At 46.0% G+C, this 19,305-nt stretch carries 14 protein-coding genes; 2 read left to right on the top strand and 12 right to left on the bottom strand.

Annotated features, from left to right (window positions below; genetic code table 11):
- Positions 1-345 precede the first annotated feature (345 nt).
- The 5 genes from BLCOC_RS04175 to BLCOC_RS04155 all read right to left on the bottom strand — a co-directional run bounded on the left by BLCOC_RS04175 (position 346) and on the right by BLCOC_RS04155 (position 6,267).
- Complete coding sequence (locus BLCOC_RS04175; RefSeq protein WP_018597739.1) at positions 346-1,908, bottom strand: sodium:solute symporter family transporter; 1,563 nt, start codon at positions 1,906-1,908, stop codon at positions 346-348.
- 190 nt (positions 1,909-2,098) lie between these two features.
- Complete coding sequence (locus BLCOC_RS04170; RefSeq protein WP_018597738.1) at positions 2,099-2,533, bottom strand: hypothetical protein; 435 nt, start codon at positions 2,531-2,533, stop codon at positions 2,099-2,101.
- 56 nt (positions 2,534-2,589) lie between these two features.
- Positions 2,590-3,162: an indolepyruvate oxidoreductase subunit beta gene (locus BLCOC_RS04165; protein ID WP_018597737.1), complete on the bottom strand. Its 573-nt coding sequence runs from the start codon at positions 3,160-3,162 to the stop codon at positions 2,590-2,592.
- The gene (iorA, locus tag BLCOC_RS04160; RefSeq protein WP_115624500.1) at positions 3,162-4,901 is read right to left on the bottom strand and encodes an indolepyruvate ferredoxin oxidoreductase subunit alpha; all 1,740 of its coding nucleotides are present in this window, start codon (positions 4,899-4,901) and stop codon (positions 3,162-3,164) included. Before iorA ends, BLCOC_RS04165 begins: the two co-directional genes overlap by 1 nt.
- A gap of 61 nt (positions 4,902-4,962) precedes the next feature.
- Positions 4,963-6,267 (bottom strand): phenylacetate--CoA ligase family protein, encoded by a 1,305-nt coding sequence (locus tag BLCOC_RS04155; RefSeq protein ID WP_018597735.1) that lies wholly within the window; start codon positions 6,265-6,267, stop codon positions 4,963-4,965.
- Positions 6,268-6,521: 254 nt separating this feature from the next.
- Between BLCOC_RS04155 and BLCOC_RS04150 the strand changes: the two genes are divergently transcribed.
- Positions 6,522-6,926, top strand: a complete 405-nt coding sequence (locus BLCOC_RS04150) for a phosphate-starvation-inducible PsiE family protein (protein WP_018597734.1) — start codon at positions 6,522-6,524, stop codon at positions 6,924-6,926.
- Positions 6,927-6,964: 38 nt separating this feature from the next.
- On the opposite strand, the gene BLCOC_RS04145 is transcribed toward BLCOC_RS04150, so the two are convergent.
- The 3 genes from BLCOC_RS04145 to hisD form a co-directional block, all read right to left on the bottom strand.
- The gene (locus tag BLCOC_RS04145; RefSeq protein WP_115624499.1) at positions 6,965-8,554 is read right to left on the bottom strand and encodes an ATP-binding protein; all 1,590 of its coding nucleotides are present in this window, start codon (positions 8,552-8,554) and stop codon (positions 6,965-6,967) included.
- Between the two features lie 508 nt (positions 8,555-9,062).
- Entirely contained in the window at positions 9,063-10,550 is a 1,488-nt protein-coding gene (locus BLCOC_RS04140) for an APC family permease (RefSeq protein ID WP_115624498.1), read from the bottom strand.
- Between the two features lie 29 nt (positions 10,551-10,579).
- A complete protein-coding gene (gene hisD / locus BLCOC_RS04135; protein WP_115624497.1) occupies positions 10,580-11,857 on the bottom strand; it encodes a histidinol dehydrogenase in 1,278 nt (425 codons plus the stop codon).
- A 227-nt stretch (positions 11,858-12,084) separates the two neighbouring features.
- On the opposite strand from hisD, the gene BLCOC_RS04130 reads away from it, so the two are divergent.
- On the top strand, positions 12,085-13,317 hold the full coding sequence (locus BLCOC_RS04130) for a MerR family transcriptional regulator (RefSeq protein ID WP_115624496.1): 1,233 nt from the start codon (positions 12,085-12,087) through the stop codon (positions 13,315-13,317).
- 103 nt (positions 13,318-13,420) lie between these two features.
- On the opposite strand, the gene BLCOC_RS04125 is transcribed toward BLCOC_RS04130, so the two are convergent.
- The 4 genes from BLCOC_RS04125 to BLCOC_RS04110 all read right to left on the bottom strand — a co-directional run bounded on the left by BLCOC_RS04125 (position 13,421) and on the right by BLCOC_RS04110 (position 19,269).
- Positions 13,421-13,999, bottom strand: a complete 579-nt coding sequence (locus BLCOC_RS04125; protein ID WP_115624495.1) for a helix-turn-helix transcriptional regulator — start codon at positions 13,997-13,999, stop codon at positions 13,421-13,423.
- A 305-nt stretch (positions 14,000-14,304) separates the two neighbouring features.
- On the bottom strand, positions 14,305-15,654 hold the full coding sequence (locus BLCOC_RS04120; RefSeq protein WP_029470504.1) for an MFS transporter: 1,350 nt from the start codon (positions 15,652-15,654) through the stop codon (positions 14,305-14,307).
- Between the two features lie 29 nt (positions 15,655-15,683).
- Positions 15,684-16,601, bottom strand: coding sequence for an alpha/beta hydrolase (locus BLCOC_RS04115; RefSeq protein ID WP_018597727.1), 918 nt, complete (start codon positions 16,599-16,601; stop codon positions 15,684-15,686).
- 211 nt (positions 16,602-16,812) lie between these two features.
- Positions 16,813-19,269, bottom strand: coding sequence for a GH39 family glycosyl hydrolase (locus BLCOC_RS04110; protein WP_115624494.1), 2,457 nt, complete (start codon positions 19,267-19,269; stop codon positions 16,813-16,815).
- Positions 19,270-19,305 lie beyond the last annotated feature (36 nt).

The following is a 19,305-nucleotide window of genomic DNA, read 5'->3' as shown; positions in this document are numbered from 1 at the left end:
TATTATGTACCTCACTAATCATGTCTGAAATTGTAACTACTTGTAACATTTTTGAAATATTTCTTATCTGTCACCCATAATACCACATAATTATTACAGATGCAAGAGGTAAATTTCCAAATCATTAAATTTTTGTTACAAAATGGAACTTTTTCGTAATAAATAGCGAGATATACTTTTAACAACTAGTACATCGTAAATTAAATAACTGCACTATCACTGAGAATAATTTTTCGAGAGTGCAGGCGCAAAAACGTAGGCGTAGCGGGCTACGCTGAGGCTTTTGCACCTGTGCTATCGGAAAATTAGGCCAGCGAATCGGGTAGTTATTTAATGAACGATGTGCTAGGCCTCAACCACAACAGTATTGCTGTCTTCTTTCTCTTGGGGCAGTACCTTTTTAGGTGTGGATACCACCTCCTGATTGTAACATAAGAAAATATCTTCCACTTTATCTTTCTCCATTTTAGGAGTGACCAGACTCACCACGGGCACTACAACAAATCCCACTACCATTGCGAAAGCCCCTGCATTAATTGGGGACGCAATATAATGTAAGAACAGGTTGGATACCGTAATCCCGATCCCCGTTAAAAAGCATACCCATACAGACAGTTTGGTTGTTCTTTTCCAATATAATCCAAATAAAAACGGTGCCAGGAAGGCTCCTGCCAATGCTCCCCATGAAATCCCCATAAGCTGGGCAATAAAGGTAGGCGGGTCCAGAGCAAGCACAACTGAAATAGCTATAAACACCACGATCAGTCCGCGCATAACACGAAGCTGATTCTTCTCACTCATATCCTTTGCCACAGTCCCTTTCAGGAAATCCAGAGTCAGCGTAGAACTGGATGTCAGAACCAGGGAAGAAAGCGTTGACATTGACGCGGAAAGAACCAGTACGATAACAATACCGATCAATATATCCGGCAGTGTGGACAGCATATACGGAATCACTCCGTCATAAATCACTGTACCGTCTGCTTTATATAAGGAAGGATTATCAAAAAGGCGTCCGAATCCACCCAGAAAATAGCATCCACCGGAGATAACAATGGCAAACACTGTGGAGACCACAGTACCGGTTTGGATCGCTTTCTCATCCTTGATCGCATAAAATTTCTGAACCATCTGCGGGAGCCCCCAGGTACCCAGAGATGTCAGGATAACTACGCCCAGAAGGTTTATAGGGTCTGGTCCAAAAAAGGAGGTAAAGGCACCAGACTGCCCGGCAGTTACCGGTACATCACTTGGAATACTGGCAAGCTGTCTCACAGCCTCCGTAAATCCTCCCTGTCCGCTTAATACGGCCCCGATAACAGCAGCAATACCGAACAGCATAATGATTCCCTGTATAAAATCATTGATAGCCGTTGCCATATAACCGCCAAGGATCACATATGCACCAGTCAGAGCAGCCATAACCACTACACATACTGCGTAAGGCACATCAAAAGCCAGCTCGAATAATCTGGACAACCCATTATAAATAGATGCAGTGTAAGGAACCAGGAAAATAAATACAATGGCTGAGGCAGCAATCCTTAGGGCATTACTGTCAAAACGCTTGCCAAAGAAATCCGGCATAGTAGCTGCATGCAGATGCTTTGTCATAACACGTGTCCTTCTTCCAAGAACCACCCATGCCAAAAGGCTTCCGATTATGGCATTTCCTATCCCGATCCAGGTACCTGCCAATCCGTACTTCCATCCAAACTGTCCTGCATAGCCTACAAACACAACTGCGGAAAAATAAGAGGTTCCATATGCAAATGCAGTAAGCCAGGGACCCACACTCCTTCCTCCCAGCACGAACCCAGCCACATTTGTAGCATGTTTTCGGGAATACAGGCCAATACCCACCATAGAGCCGAAAAACAACAGCAAAAACAGTATCTTAATCTCCATCTTTTTATTCTCCTTTAATATATTTTCGCTCACGCTTTAAACCGCAACGGTTTAAACCATTAAAGCAATAATTGCAAAGAAAAAGAGGCGCCGCTCTCCGCTTAGAAAAGCGGACGCTTCTTGTTTTCTTTTATCCAGGTATCTGTTAAGTACCTTCACAGTTACAAGCAAATATCTTCCTATCCGGATCTTATTTCTTCAGATCATTCAGTTCTTCCTCTGTGAACATCTTCATACCTGCATCTTTTAGTGTCTGATATGTACGTGCCTGGTCGGATGTTTTCACCACCATAGCGCCGCCCTCTTTGCCGGTGACCAGTGCATACATATATTCCAGATTCAGCCCTTTAGCGCTTAGAGTATCCATGATCCGGCTCAGTGCCCCCACTTCCTGCTGCAGTTCCACTACAAGCACCGGAGTCAGCACTGCTGTGTACCCCTTTTCCAGGAGTACCTGTTTCGCCCTGGCTGAATCAGACACGATCATCCTGGCGATTCCATAGTCCGTAGTATCGGAAAGCCCCAGCGAGATAATATTAATCTGGTTCTCCTTGAGTGCGTCAGCAACACCCTTCAGTTTACCCGGACGGTTCTCCAGAAATATGGACAATTGTTCAATAAACATTTACGCTACCAATCCTTTCTCTGTCTTCTATATCTATAAAAACAGGGAATTTTCTGCTATTTTAATTCATATCCTGTCAGGAATGCTTTTTTATTTATCTCCACAGTCTTAGGCGGAACGGTCTTTTCAATTACATTGAGCCACTCTTCCCTGGAGTAATCCATATGCTGTGCAGCAACTCCCAGTACAATAACATTAAATACTTTTGTATTGCCCAGTTCTTTTGCCACCTTCATAGCATCCACTGCATAAACCTTGTGTGTCTGGCGGAGAGTATCCAGGATACCTTCTGGGTACTCCGCTACTCCTGTCACAACTGTGATAGGGTCAATCCTCTGGTCATTTACAATGATCACACCGTCTTTTTTAAGGAACTGACGGTAACGCAGCGCTTCCAGGCGTTCAAATGCAATGAGCACATCTGCCTGACCTTCCTCCACGATCGGCTCCTCTACTTTTTCTCCGTAACGGACAAAAGTAACTACACTTCCGCCTCTCTGTGCCATTCCATGCACCTCAGAGAGTTTTACATCGTACCCGCCTTCCACGGCGAGTCCTCCTAAAATACGGCTGGTGAGAAGTGTTCCCTGACCGCCGACACCTACTATCATAATATTTCTTGTTGCCATTACACTTCTACCTCCTCTATTGCATCAGCGGGACAGAGTTGTTTGCAGAGTCCGCAGCCATTGCACATGGTATCATCAATGGAAATCGTTCCATCTTCATTCTTGGTAAGAGCCGGACATCCCGGTCTTAAACAAAGCCCGCATTTTTTACATTTCTCTGAAACCGGTCTGCACTTTGTCTTAAATACATTAGTCTTTAAAAGTACACAAGGTGCCTGGGCAATGATCACAGAGACAGCGTCTCTTGCCACTTCCTCTTTGATGGTCTTTTCCAGAGCCTTAATGTCAAACGCGTTTACCACATTGACATGTTCAATACCAATAGCCTTACAGAGTTTGTAGATATCTATGGCAGGAACCACCTGGCCTTTCAGGGTCTTGCCGGTTGCGGCATGGTCCTGATGACCGGTCATACCTGTTGTGGAGTTATCCAGGATAATGACTGTCCCTGTCGCCTGGTTATAAACCATGTTCATAAGGGAATTCACACCTGTATGCATAAAAGTGGAATCACCGATAACAGCCACCCAGTCTTTCACATATTCTTTTCCTCTGGCCTTCTCCATTCCATGCAGGGAACTGATAGACGCCCCCATACAGATCGTGGTGTCCACAACACTCAGTGGAGCAACGGCTCCCAGAGTATAACATCCAATATCGCCTGCCGCGTGGATTTTCAATTTTTTCAGTACGGAATATACGCTTCTGTGAGGACATCCAGGACAGAGGATAGGCGGACGGGCCGGTACCTGTGCCGGTGCTGCTGCCTCGATCTCCTCTCCTAATACTTTTTTGCGGATCATGTTGGCACTGTATTCTCCCTGCAGGGTAAATACATCTTTTCCTGAACATGCAATGCCCCAGGATTTGATCTGCTCCTCAAAAACAGGTTCCAGTTCCTCAAATATGTAAAGCTTATCAACCTTAGACGCAAACTCCTCTATGAGCTTTCTCGGCAGCGGATGTACCATGCCTAATTTCAGTACACTTGCGTTTGGCATAGCTTCCTTCACATAATTGTATGGAATACCGCTGGTAATAAAACCAATAGAAGTATCATGATACTCTGCCTTGTTGATCTCCAGGCTGTTGGCATCCTCTGCCAGCTTTTTCATTCTCTCTTCCACTACCGGATGGCGCTTGATGGCATTGCCCGGCATCATAACGTATTTCTGGAACTTACGCTCATAAGGAATGTCTTCTCTCTCCACTCTGTCTTCCAGCTCTACAATTCCCTGGGAATGTGCCAGACGTGTGGTGGTTCTCACAAATACGGGGGTATCATATTTTTCACTGAGGTCATAAGCAGCCTTTACAAAGTCTTTGGCCTCCTGGGAATCTGACGGCTCCAATACCGGAACCTGCGCAGCCCTTGCCACTGCCCTGGTATCCTGCTCATTCTGGGAGCTGTACATTCCGGGATCATCTGCCACTACCAGAACCAGTCCTCCGGTTACACCGGTGTAAGCTGCTGTATAGAGTGGATCTGCTGCCACATTCAGTCCTACGTGCTTCATGGATGCCATGGCCCGTACACCGCTGATGGATGCACCAATTGCCACCTCTGTTGCCACTTTCTCATTTGGCGCCCACTCTGCATAGATTTCTTTATATTTTACTATGTTCTCACTGATTTCTGTACTGGGTGTTCCGGGATATGCTGCGGAAACCTTTACCCCTGCCTCCCAGGCACCTCTCGCAATGGCTTCATTGCCAAGCATGATTTTCTTTTCGCCCACGTTTCCTACCTTCTTTCTGAGATTGTGTTTCTTCTATAATAATATATATTCTATTGTAAAACTAATTCTTTCTTAAATCAATCACACGTTTCGCTTTTCCCTCAAAACGCTGGATAGAATTGGGTGATACCAGAGAAACTTTTATATCAAGTCCCAGAACAATACGGATCTTAGACTTGATCTTCTTTTCCAGTTCCTGTAGAGCTGCATAGGAATCCATCATATAATCAGAAAGGACTTCCACTCGTATTTCCAGAGTATCACTGTGGTTCTTTCTGTCCACCACGATTTCATAATGGGGTCCGCACTCTTCAATATTAAGGAGCACTTCCTCAATCTGGCTTGGGAATACATTTACTCCTCTGATCTTCAGCATATCATCTGTTCTTCCCAGCAAGTTTTCCATTCTCACTGTGGTTCTTCCGCACTTGCAGGGTTCATACATAAGTCTCGTGATGTCTTTGGTGCGGTAACGTATAAGCGGCAGCGCCTCCTTTGAAATACAGGTGATGACCAGTTCCCCCTTCTCTCCCGGCGGAAGGACTTCTCCTGTTCTGGGATCAATGATCTCAGGTATAAAATGGTCCTCATTGATATGCATACCGTTCAGCTCCAGACATTCCCCGGAGACTCCCGGCCCCATCAGTTCACTCATACCGTAATTTTGCGTGATATTCATATGATCGCCCCAGGCTTTGTACATCTCCTGCCGCATAGCTTCGGTCATCAGCTCGCTTCCTACCAGCGCGGTCCTCATCTCCAGATCACGCTGTGGATGAATCCCCATCTGCTCCGCAACCTCCGCAATACGCAGTGCATAGGAAGGTGTAGCGATCAGCAGTGTGGTTCCGAAATCCTTCATAAACATGAGCTGCTTCTCTGTATTACCAGTAGAGGAAGGAACAATGGCAGCCCCCAGTCTTTCCAAACCATAATGAAGTCCCAGCGCTCCGGTAAACATACCGTATCCGAAACAAATCTGCGCAATCTCGTCAGGCTGTGCCCCGCCCATACATGCAATACGGCAGACACACTCTGACCAAACATCCAAATCTTTTCTAGTATATCCAACAACCGTCGGCTTACCTGTAGTACCGCTGGACGCGTGAATACGGATCAAATCTTTCTTTGGTACTGCGAACAGCCCAAAGGGATAATTATCCCTCATGTCCTGCTTTGTGGTAAACGGCAGGTTATGTAAGTCTTCCAGGCCTCTTATATTTTCCGGCTTAATGCCTGCCTCATCCATCTTTTTCCGGTAAGGCTCCACTGTATTGTAGACACGCTCCACCGTCTCTTGGAGACGCGTGGTCTGAATCTCTTTGATTTCCTCCCGGGACAGTGTCTCTTCTTTTGCCCAAATCATAACTCTCTTCCCTTCATTTCTCAGCCCTCATCCATTTCAGGGAAACCTGCTGCCTCCCCGCAAAGCTGTCTGTGCTTCCTATCTTATCATATTTATCACGTCAAAGCAATGAAGTATCCGGATTTTCTTAGGAATATTTCGTTATTTTTTGCAGATTTTCTTTGCTCCTCCTGTATTTTATGTTAAAATGTGAAAAACGAGAATGTGTTGATCACAGATTTTAAAACAATAGTATAGAAGAAACGGAGATAAGTATGAAGAAAAAATTAAATGAATTGATTTACGCAATTTCCCGGTATACTGAGATTGCTCTGTCGGCAATCATGCTGATGGTTATCATTGTCCTGATCATACCTATGATCTATAACTTCATCAGTATCCCCCTGCTCAGTATAAAAGCCAGTCAGTTCAACGAATTTCTGGGCAATATCCTGACACTGATCATTGGTGTGGAGTTCGTAAAGATGCTGGCAAAACATACAGCGGAAAACCTGCTGGAGGTGCTCATGTTTGCCATTGCCAGACAGATGATCGTGGAACACCTTGATATGATCGATACCCTGATCGGAATTATATCCATAGCTATTATATTTGCTGTCCGTAAATATCTGCTGCTCAAATCAACAGATGACAAGGAAAAAATTTACGATAAGTTGTAAAACTACAGCCGCTTAGCTCTTGTGCTCTGCGGCTGATTTCATGCCTTTTCTTCTATTCGTACTAACACCTCCCAGTATCCTTTGTGACTGCTGCCCACATGGCGAAGACCTCCCTTGTCTTTCCACTTCTTCATATAATACTTCACCCGGTCTACATTCCAGTGCAGTTCTCTAGCCAGTTCTCTCTGAGAGATAAATGGATTGTTCTCAACTGCCCGCAATAGCTGTTTATCATAGACAGACATATTCAGTGGCGCAGTTTGGGTAGTTTTTCTTTCCTCTTGGGTGGGATTCTGCATTGTTTGGGTAGGAATCCATACCGTTTGGGTAGTGTTTTTAAAAGTTTGGGTAGTATGTTCAGCCGCTCGATCCATAAATTCCCTTTTTTCGTTCTGTCTTTTTGTTCCATATACCGGAAGTCTTTCCATTATAAAAGAAGCATTTAATAGATCTGCTGATTCCCGATACAGATTTACACGGAAATCCATTCCCGATTCCAAAAATTCAGGTTCGCCCACTCCGAACTCCCTGCATGCCTTCAACATTTTGGGCACGCCGCTGCCCCACTGTTCGATGATCTTCATATACGTAAATGCATTGGCAACTGCTCTGTTTCTCGGTCGGGAATATCCCTCTCTCATCTGAGCAAGGGTTAATCCGCCAAACAGCATACCCGGAGATGTAACCTCCAAACGGTCATCATATATGGCAACCTGCACGCATCCGGGATTCAGATAACTCCTGTGTGTCACTGCATTAGCAATGATCTCACGGATACAGATGATCGGCAGTTCATAGTCATCCACTCTGTATAGCCCTGAATATCTTGCCCCATAACGTATATTGCGCAGGACAAAATTATAAGCATCATCAATTTGTTTATAAATAGGCCCTGTGTAATCACGCCGTTCCAGGAACTCACCCCTCGTTGTACCTTTGAACACGGCACATTGTATCTTCGCCTGCAAAAAATCATTGTCGGTCAGCAGCACAAAAGCATTGGTAGGTAATATTTTCCCTTCCTTTTCCGTCAATATCCCCCAGGACAGCAGATTACTTTTAGTCACTGTCTTCACTGCTGCTCTTTCATTCTCCGTACTGCACATCTTCAGCGCGTACTCTCTCATAGAACTGCACAGCGCCTCAATCTGCGTATCTCCCACCAGGCGGGGAGCTGCATAAGTCTGATCAAAACACCGGTTCATCCCCTCAAACTCCAACTCCCGCAGAAGATAGCTGTCCGCCGGCCGTGAAGTTCCTGCAATCCTGACATATGTCCCGGCTTCTTTCCCCAATGATGTAATATAATATGGCCGCTGTCCGCCAGGATAGATCTGCACCACGATCAATGTCTTATCTTCTACTGTCTGCAAGGTAATATCAGGAATGATCATGGGCGTACAACTATCACAAATAGCGTTGGTAATACTGTCCATGTCCTGAAAAACAGTTTCGGGCGGCACCCCTAAAATTTGGTGCGTTCCGTCCTCAATACCAAAAATCAGCCTGCCGCCCGCCGTGTTGGCAAAGGCAACAACTGTCTTCATATACCGCTCACTTCTGGCCGGAACCTCCTGTTTAAATTCCAAATTTTTTGATTCACCGGAATAAATTTCTTCGATTGTCATATTCCACCCTCCCGTATATCAGGAACAGGTAACTGTTCCATACCTTCACAGTCACAGACTAAAACTCATGCGAAACCGCCTTTAGCACTGAAAACCTACCTGCTGCAGTGCCTTTTCCACAAGGGGCCGTCCTATCGTCAGCCCGGTATACACGCAGATTTGCCGAATCATTATATAAACAGTATCAGAATTACTGCTGCTTTACAAGATACGGACAACAATTTAAAGAATGCCTGTTTTGTTATAAGAATTATTCTTTCATAGACATAGTTTATCACACTTTGCAATTACCCTCAATGCAAATCGAACATACATTCTGTTTTTCGTGATATAATACAAAATCTGCCGGTTTCAAACCGTTTAAATTTGTCTCTATTTGCCATAGACTCCCCCCAGAAGCACTCGGATCCCGGTAAGTAAAAACAGCCGGTACAGATCATATTCTCAATCCATACCGGCTTTCAAAAACCATACTCATATTAAACAATATTGTTCCCCTACAAATACCTTACACCACAATAAACGGTATCACATACGCCGCCGCAGCAATGACAACAGCACATATCACCACAGTCCTCCAAATTTTAAATTCTTTATCCATCTTCTGTCTCTCCTGAGGTGTGGGGATTTCTTCCTCCATGATCAGGCGGTTGACTTCCTTCGTCTCATCACTCTGATAACGTTTCCAGCAGAAAGCATATATGATCAGCCCCAATACACACCAGATAACACCTGTCACCAGCGCTTCTTTGTCAAGCTGTGTCATCATGACAAGGTAGATGATCACGCTGATGGGCGCCCCGATCATGATTCCCGGAGCCTTAAAAGGCCGTTTTAAATCAGGGTGTTTCTTACGAAGCCCAAAAGAGGCTGCAATACCGATCACATAGTAGAACAGATCTGCGAATAGACTCACGGATGCTATGTAGATCATGGAGTTGGATGCGATCAAAAAAGCGGAAAGCAGGCCAAGGACAATGATGGAAATATAAGGTGTCTTATATTTCGGATGAACCTTAGCAAATACCTTCGGCATAGCCCCGTCACGTGCCATGGTAAACAGATATCTGGGCGGCACGGCAATACTGGCGTTCAGTGTTGAGAAATCACCGCCGAATGCAATTCCCGCTGCCAAAAGGATCAATGGAAATCCAAGAATACCCGCTGTTTTCATAGCCTCCGCAAAAGGTGCGCTGGCTGTGGATAATGTGGCTATCTGCTCTGTGGGTACGATTCCCACCAGGAACCACTGGAATGCCGCATTGACTGCAAACACAATAAACGGTGCGAGAAACAGGGCACGCGGAATGTTGATCTGCGGATATTTGATTTCCTCACCCATGGCGCAGCAGGTCTCAAATCCCGCAAAACACCACCATATCATACTGACTGATGCAATAAAACCAAGCGGGGTAGACTGGGCAATAAAATCAGGTAACTTCACGAAGTTAGGCATATTCACATTGGGGATCATGGTCAAAAACCAGATGACTGCCACGCCCCAAAAAAAGAACATAAATCCGTTCTGAAGCCTTCCGGTCATCTCCACACCACGGACATTTGTAATAATGAACACTATCACCACCACGGTGGCAACCACACGGTCACTCACAGGTAGATCAATGCCCAGCGCAGAGAAGAAGGTCTTGAAGTAAAAGCTGAAGGCCAGTGCCTCCCCGCTGGTAACGGCTACCAGAGAAATAATAAAGTTCCACCCTGCAAGCATTCCCATAGGTTTTCCTATACCCAGGGACGCATACTGATATGTACCTCCGGCGTAGGGAAGCGCAGACCCCATCTCCGCATACAGCAGTGCCGGATAAATACTGATAAGCATTGCCACAAATGTAGCCAGAATGACCGCAGGTCCCAGGCCGCCCACCACATTGGCGCCTGTGGTGAACAGGCCCACGCCGACCACGGTCCCCACTGTGATCGTGACTGCTTCCTTCATCCCAAAGGTTCTTTTCAAAGTATTTGTATTCTGATCACTCATTGTTCTCTCTCCCTCTTTGTTCTGTCAATTTACTCCTGCTTTCCCTCTGAAAAACGAATATCAGCAGCCTGCTTGTGGCCTTTCAGTCCCTCTCCATCAGCCAGCCTGGACACCAGAGGAGCAATATTTCTCATAGCCTCAGGAGTCATACTCTGCTGTGTACATGTTTTCAAAAAGGTTCCCACCCATACGCCGCCTGTATAACGGGCCGCTTTCAGTGTGGGTAGCGTATGGTTGGTACCGGATGCATAGTCTCCGAACACCTCCGCTGTATTTTCTCCTATAAACAGAGAACCATAATTACAAAGTCCGGGAATCAGAGCATCAGGATTTTTCACATTCAGTTCCAAATGTTCCGGCGCATATTCATTTACTATGTTCACTGCCTCCTCAAGGTCAGATACCACAACCACCTCTCCGTATGTCTCCCATGATTTTTTCGCAATATCTGCTGTCTCCAACAGCTCCAGCTCTTTTTCCACTGCCGCCATCACTGCCTTGCCGAATGCCTCGTCCGTGGTGACTACCATGCCCTTTGCATTGACATCATGTTCAGACTGTGCCAATAGGTCCGCTGCCACGATCTCCGGTGTGCCGCTGCCGTCAGCGATCACAAGCACCTCGCTGGGACCGGCCACAAAGTCGATGCCCACCTGGCCGTAACACTGTCGCTTGGCCTCTGTCACAAAGCGGTTGCCCGGCCCTACGATCATATCCACCGGCGCGATAACATCGGTCCCGTAAGAAAATGCGGCAATGGCCTGTGCCCCGCCCACCGCGTAAATTTCATCCACGCCTGCAATATCCATGGCAGCCAGTGTCTTGGGATTGATCTTTCCCGTGCCTTTCATTACCGGTGAACATGCCGTCACACGCTCCACCCCTGCAGTCCTGGCGGGAATGATCAGCATCAGTGCCGTAGAATAAAGGGGGTAATTTCCTCCCGGCACGTAACAGCAGCAGGATTTTACAGGAATGATCCTGTGTCCCAGAAAAATTCCCGGCATGGGGCTAAAGTTTTCAAGTGGCTTCACAGTCTCTCTCTGTGCCCTGGCAAATGCCTGTATATTGGATGCCGCTGCCTTTAAATCTGCGACTTCCTGGGAGGAAAGCTGCATATAAGCCTCTCTGATCTCCTCCTTTGAAACACGCAGGGAGGTTCTTTCACACTGGTCAAATTTTCTGCTGTACTCCCTGAGCGCTTCATCTTTGTTTGCCCGTACATTATCAATAATCTCCTGTACCATACGGGACAATTCTTTTCTGTCCTCCTCGGTTCTCACCTGGGCTTTTTTTAATATTTTCATGATCCATACCTCACTTTATACAAATTCCATATTTTCTCTTTATCGTGATACCATAATAAATCATAGAGTCCGCTTTAGGTCAATATCCTGTTTTTTAAAAAAATGCCACAAACCTTGAGTATACTCCAGATTTATGCTAGTATAAATCAAAGTAAATAACTCCGTGTTTTTCCCGGAGTGTATCTTAGCCATGAAACGAATATGGATTTTTCAGGAGGTACAGGGCTGTGCGCATAGGAAAAGTATCAGAAAAATACAACATTTCTGTGGATAACATCTACTATTATATCAATTACGGGCTGTTGGTTCCTCCCAAACCAAGGGGGCAATATGTATTTGACGAACAGACTGTCAGGGATCTGGAGTGGATCCTTGGCTTAAAAGAGCTGGATTTTTCTCTGCGGGAGATCCACGTCATACTGTCCCTGAAACGCATCTCAGGATTGGCGGACCCGCAGGATATGGAAGAACTGAAAGAGATCTTCAAGGGGAAACGTGACTTCTGCCAAAAGGAGGTCGGGCGCAAACAGCAGATACTGGAACAACTGGACTCACACATTAAATCCATGGAAGCCCGTGAAAGCATCCCCCAGCACAGTACCGGTGTCCCTCTCTCGGCTCTGCCCCTTCTGCGCTGCCCTGTCTGCGGAGGTTCCCTCTCCCTGTCTGAAGTGGAAATGGACCAGCGCTTTATCTACAAAGGGAACTTATCCTGTACCTGCGGTTACAGCGCCCACATTTCCTCAGGCATCCTCATGACACCAAACAAAAATGAAAACCTGCAGGATACTCCGGATATCACCAGGGAGCTTTACAAGGATCTTCCCCCTGCCCTGATCAGCACCTTTCAGCGCTCCTATAACTGGATGCTGAAACAGATCGAGGAGACCGGCCTGCACGGAAAAGTGATCGCGGAGACTTACATCAATGCCTGGTTTTTTATGCACAACCATCTGGATCATCTACCCACAGACAGCCTGTACATAGTCATAGACAAATATCCGGAAACACTTCTCATGTACAAGCACCTCATAGAACGCCAGAAACCGGAGCTGGACATCCTGTATCTGGCAGATTCCAGCACCCGTTTTCCGCTGAAGGAAAACTGCATAGATGTGCATCTTGATTTCTTTGCGGCAAATGAACATAATTTTTATCATGACACTTTTTTATATGAAAGGATCGCTCCCTATCTGACTGCCCGGGCGGAATTGATCGGCACCTATTTCTACTTTGAAAACGCCCCGAAATCCATGCGTCTTCTCCTGAGCCAATATCCTGAGTGTAGCAGCAGCAACTTCCATCTGGATTATTTTCTTTCCTCCCTGGAAAAAGCAGGCTTTTGTCTGAAGGATTTTGAGGACTGCGGAGCCGTGACGGATTCGGGAAACAATTTAGGATTTGGATTTCATGTGAAGGGGGAGAATATGCATCTGATGCCTTATCATGCCGGAAAATAATAATATACAAGCCGGGGATACTCCCTCTCATCATAAAAAAAGAGGCTTCCGCACCCATGGATTTTCATATACAATCTGGGGCGGCAGCCTCTTTATAGACATTTTAACGAAGGATCAGCCATGCTGTCAGCAGACACACTGCCAGAGCAATCAGTGCACTGCCGAGTGCCAGCAAAATTTTCTGATACAGCCTCTTTCCACTCTCCTGTATCTTATCAATTTCATCCAGTCTCTTTCCCTCGGTAAAAGCTACGATTTCTTTGTAGGTTTGCACATCATTTTCTTTTTTCACCTTTTCTACCTTCAGGGCAAAATACATCGTGACACCAAACAGGATAACTCCGGCTGCCATCCCATAAACATCAAACCACAGGACAAGGGGTACTGCGGAAATGATCGTAACCACTAAGAGAATTGTAAAGATTGTTCCATACCGGTTCAGTTTGTTGATTTCCACTTCTTTGATCTCTTCTTTCATTATCTCGATATCTCCTTTTATAAGTTGATCCAGAGATACATTAAATAATGAGCTTAGTAGGAGCAGACTGTGTATGTCCGGATAACTCTTTCCGTTTTCCCAATTAGAAATCGTCTGCCTGGTTACATATACCTTTTCAGCCAATTCTTCCTGGGATAATTTCATACCTGCCCGATATTTCCTGATCTGCGTATTCAGCTCCAATGTTTCTGCCTCCTCGTTTTTATTTGTTCTCTCGACCTGTATCCAGTATAGGAGTTTTAGGCTATCATTTCTATCAAAGTCCTTTTACATAGCCGTAAATACGTGTGTCAAAAGTATTTTACATCACATGATCCGCACTATATCCCCACTTTTGATGTGCAGATAACAATATTATTATACATCAACTCTTTCCTGTTTGGAAACAGGATAACTCCGGCAGATCACTAAATCCGGTGCATACACAAATCTCTCTGTAAAAGCAGAAAAAGCAGCCCCCCAAAAAATAATAGGCGGCTGCTTTACATTTACTGCGCTTTGGAAGCTCTGCGGCTCTCCAGTTCTTTCTGGATGGAAGGAAATTCCCTGTCCAGCCTGTAGAAGATCAAAATAACTATTAATACGATATAAACCCCAATAGGCACAAAACGGAAAAAGGTATCTATCCCCGTCACCGCAGACGCGGCCTGCACTTCTGCCAGTCCGTCATACCCGATAGCCGTCAGGAAAAATCCAAATGCAGAAGTCAAGATCCCCTGTGCCAGCTTTTCGGACACGGATTTTGCGGAAAACAGCACACCCTGTACACGGACACCGGTCTTCCATTCCCCGTACTCTATGGTGTCTCCTGTCATGGCATTGACCAGGCCCATAATAAAGGCAAACCCAATACCACGGGCAAGAGCAGTCCCAAGAAGAATACTGATATTATGATTCGGGGCAGCACAGAATACGATCTGCGCACCCAGGCACAGTACAGTACCCATGAATGCCAGGTTCCGTTTTGACACTTTGTGCAGAAAGCTTGGAAGCACTATCATAACTATTACCCCCGGCAGATTGGATAAGGTCACGTAGGTACCCATCAGCGCCAGATTGCCCACTACATTCTGCAGATAATATACAGAGATAGAAAGATTAAACATGAGCTGAAGGGAACAGCAGATCTGTATCACCACTGTCATCAGCCAGTATTTATTGCGGAACGCTACTTTCACACTCTGAAGGATATTTTCCGGCTGAGCTTCATTGTCAATGCGCTCTTTTACAAAAAATGCATTCAGATACAGAAAAACAAGGCCTACAAGACCGAATACAAGACTGGCCTTTACCCACGCACCCTGGGATTTCTGACCGCCGAACAGATCCACCAGCGGCAGAATAGCGTTTGCCATGACCATCTGTGTGGCAGCGGCAAAAAGCATCTTGTAGCAGAGCATCTGGGAACGGGATACAGAATCATCTGTGGCATAGGATGCCAGCGTATTATGAGCCAGTCCCACAAAAGTATACATAACCGTATTGAACAGGTTATAGGTCACAAACGCAAACAATACCCGCACCGCAATACTGGTATCCGGAACCAGGAAAACCAGCACGCTGGTAACAACAAGGGGTATACTCCATTTCATCAGAATAGGAATGCAGTGCCCTCCTTTTCCTTTATGCGTGTCGATCCATTGACCCGCGATCAGATCTGAAATCCCGTCAAAAATCTTAGAAGCCAGAATAACAGACCCGATGATCGCCGCATTCATACCGATAACGTCTGTGTAAAAATAAAGCACATAAGAGCTGAACAAGGTATACATGGCGTTCAGTCCAATATCCCCGGAGCCGTACAACACTTTTTCAAAAATACTGATCTTTTTAGACATCTTTTGTCCCTCCTTACTTCCCTAATCTTTTATCTATTCAGGCAATACTGTATGAACTCATGGGCCAGATTGCACATCTTTTCTGTCCAGAACTCAGCGCCGCCGTGGTCTGCACCCTCCAGCAGATATAAGCGGACATCCTTGCCGCATGCTTTCATTTTCTCAAAAAGCTGTACGCTCTGGTATGTATTCACTGTCCTGTCCTTGGTTCCGTGTACGATCATGGTGGGGGCCATTTCAAGCTCTGGTGTAATATAACACTCCACAGAGCCTTTTTGGCAAAGTTCAGGGTGCTCTTTAAGATTTACCTTTCCCATGAGCATTCCTTCCGGGCTGTCTTCCAAATGATGATTCACTGTGGACGGATACCCATCCTCATACATCATACTGATGGAGCCGTAATAATTTAGTATACCCTTCACATCTGCTGAAACTCCCGGAAAAAGACTTTCGTCCAGTTCCCCGCCGTCCTTGACAATTCCGCAGAACATAGATGTATGTCCACCTGAGGAATCCCCGCCGACTATGATCGCATCTGCATCCACATGATAATCCGAAGCATGGCTCCTCATATACCGTATGGCATTTCTTGCATCCTGAACCTGTGCAGGAAACGGGGCAATACCGGAATGGCGGTACTGTACAACAGCTATCACATAACCCTTCTTTGCCAGCCCGGACAGCATGGGGCACTGCATCCACACATCCTGTTCCATCCAGGCAGATCCCTGGACAAATACCATACAAGGGTATCTTTTATCCGGCTCATTTCTGGTAAAGGGAACCAGGATCTGCAGGTGCAGAGGCACATTGCTGACTCTGGCATATTCCACGTCGTGCAGATAACGAACGCCCACCTCGTCTCCTGTTGTCTTTTGCATCACTGCTCCCGGTACCTGCTCTGTATATCCGGGATACTCCTCATAAGTCCATGATTTGATTTCCATTTTGACACCTCCGTCTTTTCTTATCGAAAAGTCTAACATATATTTTGCCCATAATCTCCCGCTCAACAATCCAGTTTTATCATGTATGGCGTTTATCTTTTCTGCATCAACAGCTTACCCAGCCTTTTTAACAGCAATAAATCCATATAAATAAAGCATATAAACAGGATTATTTTCCCAAAATAAAAGGACCGGGAAATTTCCAGTCCTTTTATCTCTTATTTATACATATTAACCTGATTTCATGCGGTTCTAAAAGTGCAGAAAAATCAAGTCTGCCCGTATCCATGACCTGAAACCGTCCGTACTGGTACCTGGGCACTGCCAGCCTCTCCAAATACTCCCTCTGACGCTCTGTAAACTCCTTAGGTGCTCCCAGGCTCATCCACAGATCATAGCTGCTCCCGTATTCCCGGTTCACCACATAGCTTTCCATATCATAACTGCCCTCTTCCAGTCTCTGCAGATGGATCCGGAAACTAAGCCCTCCTTCATCACGGAAACTGTAATATCTGTCAAAGGTCCTCTGTTCTTCCTCAGGAATCTGGGATGTGATCCGCGTCTGTTTGTCATAGTGACAGTAATGATACAACAGGATCCGAATGCGGCGGCAGTCCCTGGAACGGGTAACGGTATAGCCGCTTCCTGATTCCACCAGGATCTCTTCCAGCCCGTTGAGCATACTATATGCCTGATAACCCGCCTTGGGAAGATTCTGGTAGGTTATAAGGCCGTATCCTCCATGAAAAACGTTTGGGTTTGCAAATAGCTTCTCAGAATAATCTGTGAGATAGTTAAAGGCCAGTGCCTTCACAGACCCTGCATTTTCCAGTACATTCTTGACTATAAACGCAGCTTTAAAGCATGTGTCATTTCCCAGGTCTCTCTGCCATATGGTAGAATTCCAACTGTTGATCACAATAGGCAGCCCCGCGCCTCCATTTTCATCCAGGATCTGACGAACCGCTTTTATCTCTTTTGACAGAATATCCGGGTCCTCACTGACCGGTATCGGCTCCCTGCTTTCATTTCCCTCCTGTGAAGAGATCCTGATTTCTGTCTCTCCTTTATCAATCCCTCTGTAATCACTGTGAAAACATTGGAAACTGAATTCATTCGGCATACAGTCATGTTCTGCACAGAACTTCACAAAATCCCGGAGCGTACTGTCACCCGGCAGTGTGACTGCCCCTGTATCCAGCCCAAAGGCGGAGATGCAGGCATCCGGCAGGATACGCCGGATGGCTCTGGCTGTACTGCAGTAATAATCCAGATATTCCCTTTCAGAAAACACGCCGTAAAAGGAATACACCGCAGGAGATGGGGAAAACCTCCACTCTTTGACCTCCAAAATCCCATAACGCTCTATCAGATGCCGCATAAACCCCTCTATCAAAAACACCCATCTCTCCTGATCAAAAGGCAGATTAATACATGACGTCCCGAAAATATTTTTGATATGGGAAACCAGCTTTTTCGGTGTATAGCCAAGCTCAATCCATGGTTTTATACCTATGGCTATCTCAAAATCAAAAATCATATCAATATAAGTAAAGTTCAGATACGGAGTCCCATCCGGCTTCTCGTGATAGACATCCATACTGTCATCCAGTATTCCATGGGTGAACAGATAGCAAAATCCTATCTCTTCCCTGGCCCTGCGCACCGCACTGCGGACAGGTTCCAGCATAAGATCCCTGGCCCAGCCCACACTGGCAGCCTCCCTGTGACAGAGGACACAGGGCGTATTTCCTTTTCTCACATCAATCTCTAACTGCATGGGCTCCTCGATCCGCTTATTTAGCGGCTGCAGCTCTCCCGCATACTGAATATGCCGAAACAGACTAATATAGGACACCTCATCCGCAGCTTCCTGCTGTTCTCCCCCTTTTGCAGTTTCAGAACTTTTTTTTCTGAATACTCCCGGCGTACATCCATACTGCCGCTTGAATCCCTCGATCATTGTATTCGTGTTGGAAAAACCGCAGGCCAGAGCCACATCCGTTATGGAAACGGAGGACTGTAACAGCATATACGCCGCTTTGCTCAAACGCAGGTTTCTCAGATAATCTGAAAAGGCCATACCTGTCAGTCTCTGAAATTCTCTGGATAAATGGCTCTGGGAAAGATAAAAATGAGAGGCCAGTTCCTGCAGTGACATCTCTTCCGCATAATGTTTTCCAATATAGAGCAGAACTTCTCTCATACGCTCTGTCCCTGCCCCGCCCCGTGTCCCTTTTTCTTCCTTCCTCTCAAACTGCTGCTTTAAAATACCCAGAAGCCCGAACAGCTCGCTTAAGATATATAGGCGCCGCTCCCCCTGACTCTGCCTGTGATCCCTGAAGATCAGAGCCAGTTTCACCCGAAGAAGCCCAAACCACTCCTCCTGTTCCGGCTGCAGGTTGCTGATACACCGAACACGCCCCACCTGTGCCTGCAGCATAACTTCCAGGGAAATATATACCGATAACGTATGGCTGCCGGCTTCCCGGTACAGTTCGTGATGCTGAAAGCTGTTAAAAACCACAAGCGCTTCCGGCCCCATCACAAAATTCTCTCCTTCTGTCATCACAGCCAATCTGCCTGACAGCACATACAGGATTTCCACCTCTTCATGGAAATGTGGTGTTCCTAAATCACAGTCCAGTTCAAAACGAATTTCATTCATTTATGTTGTCTCCTGATTCCTTTTCCTGTCGCACCG

The sequence above is a fragment of the Blautia coccoides genome (assembly GCF_034355335.1).
In the GTDB taxonomy this organism is placed as follows: domain Bacteria; phylum Bacillota; class Clostridia; order Lachnospirales; family Lachnospiraceae; genus Blautia; species Blautia producta.
Note: the sequence above shows the minus strand (reverse complement) of the source record. Positions and strands in the feature narration are given on the sequence as shown.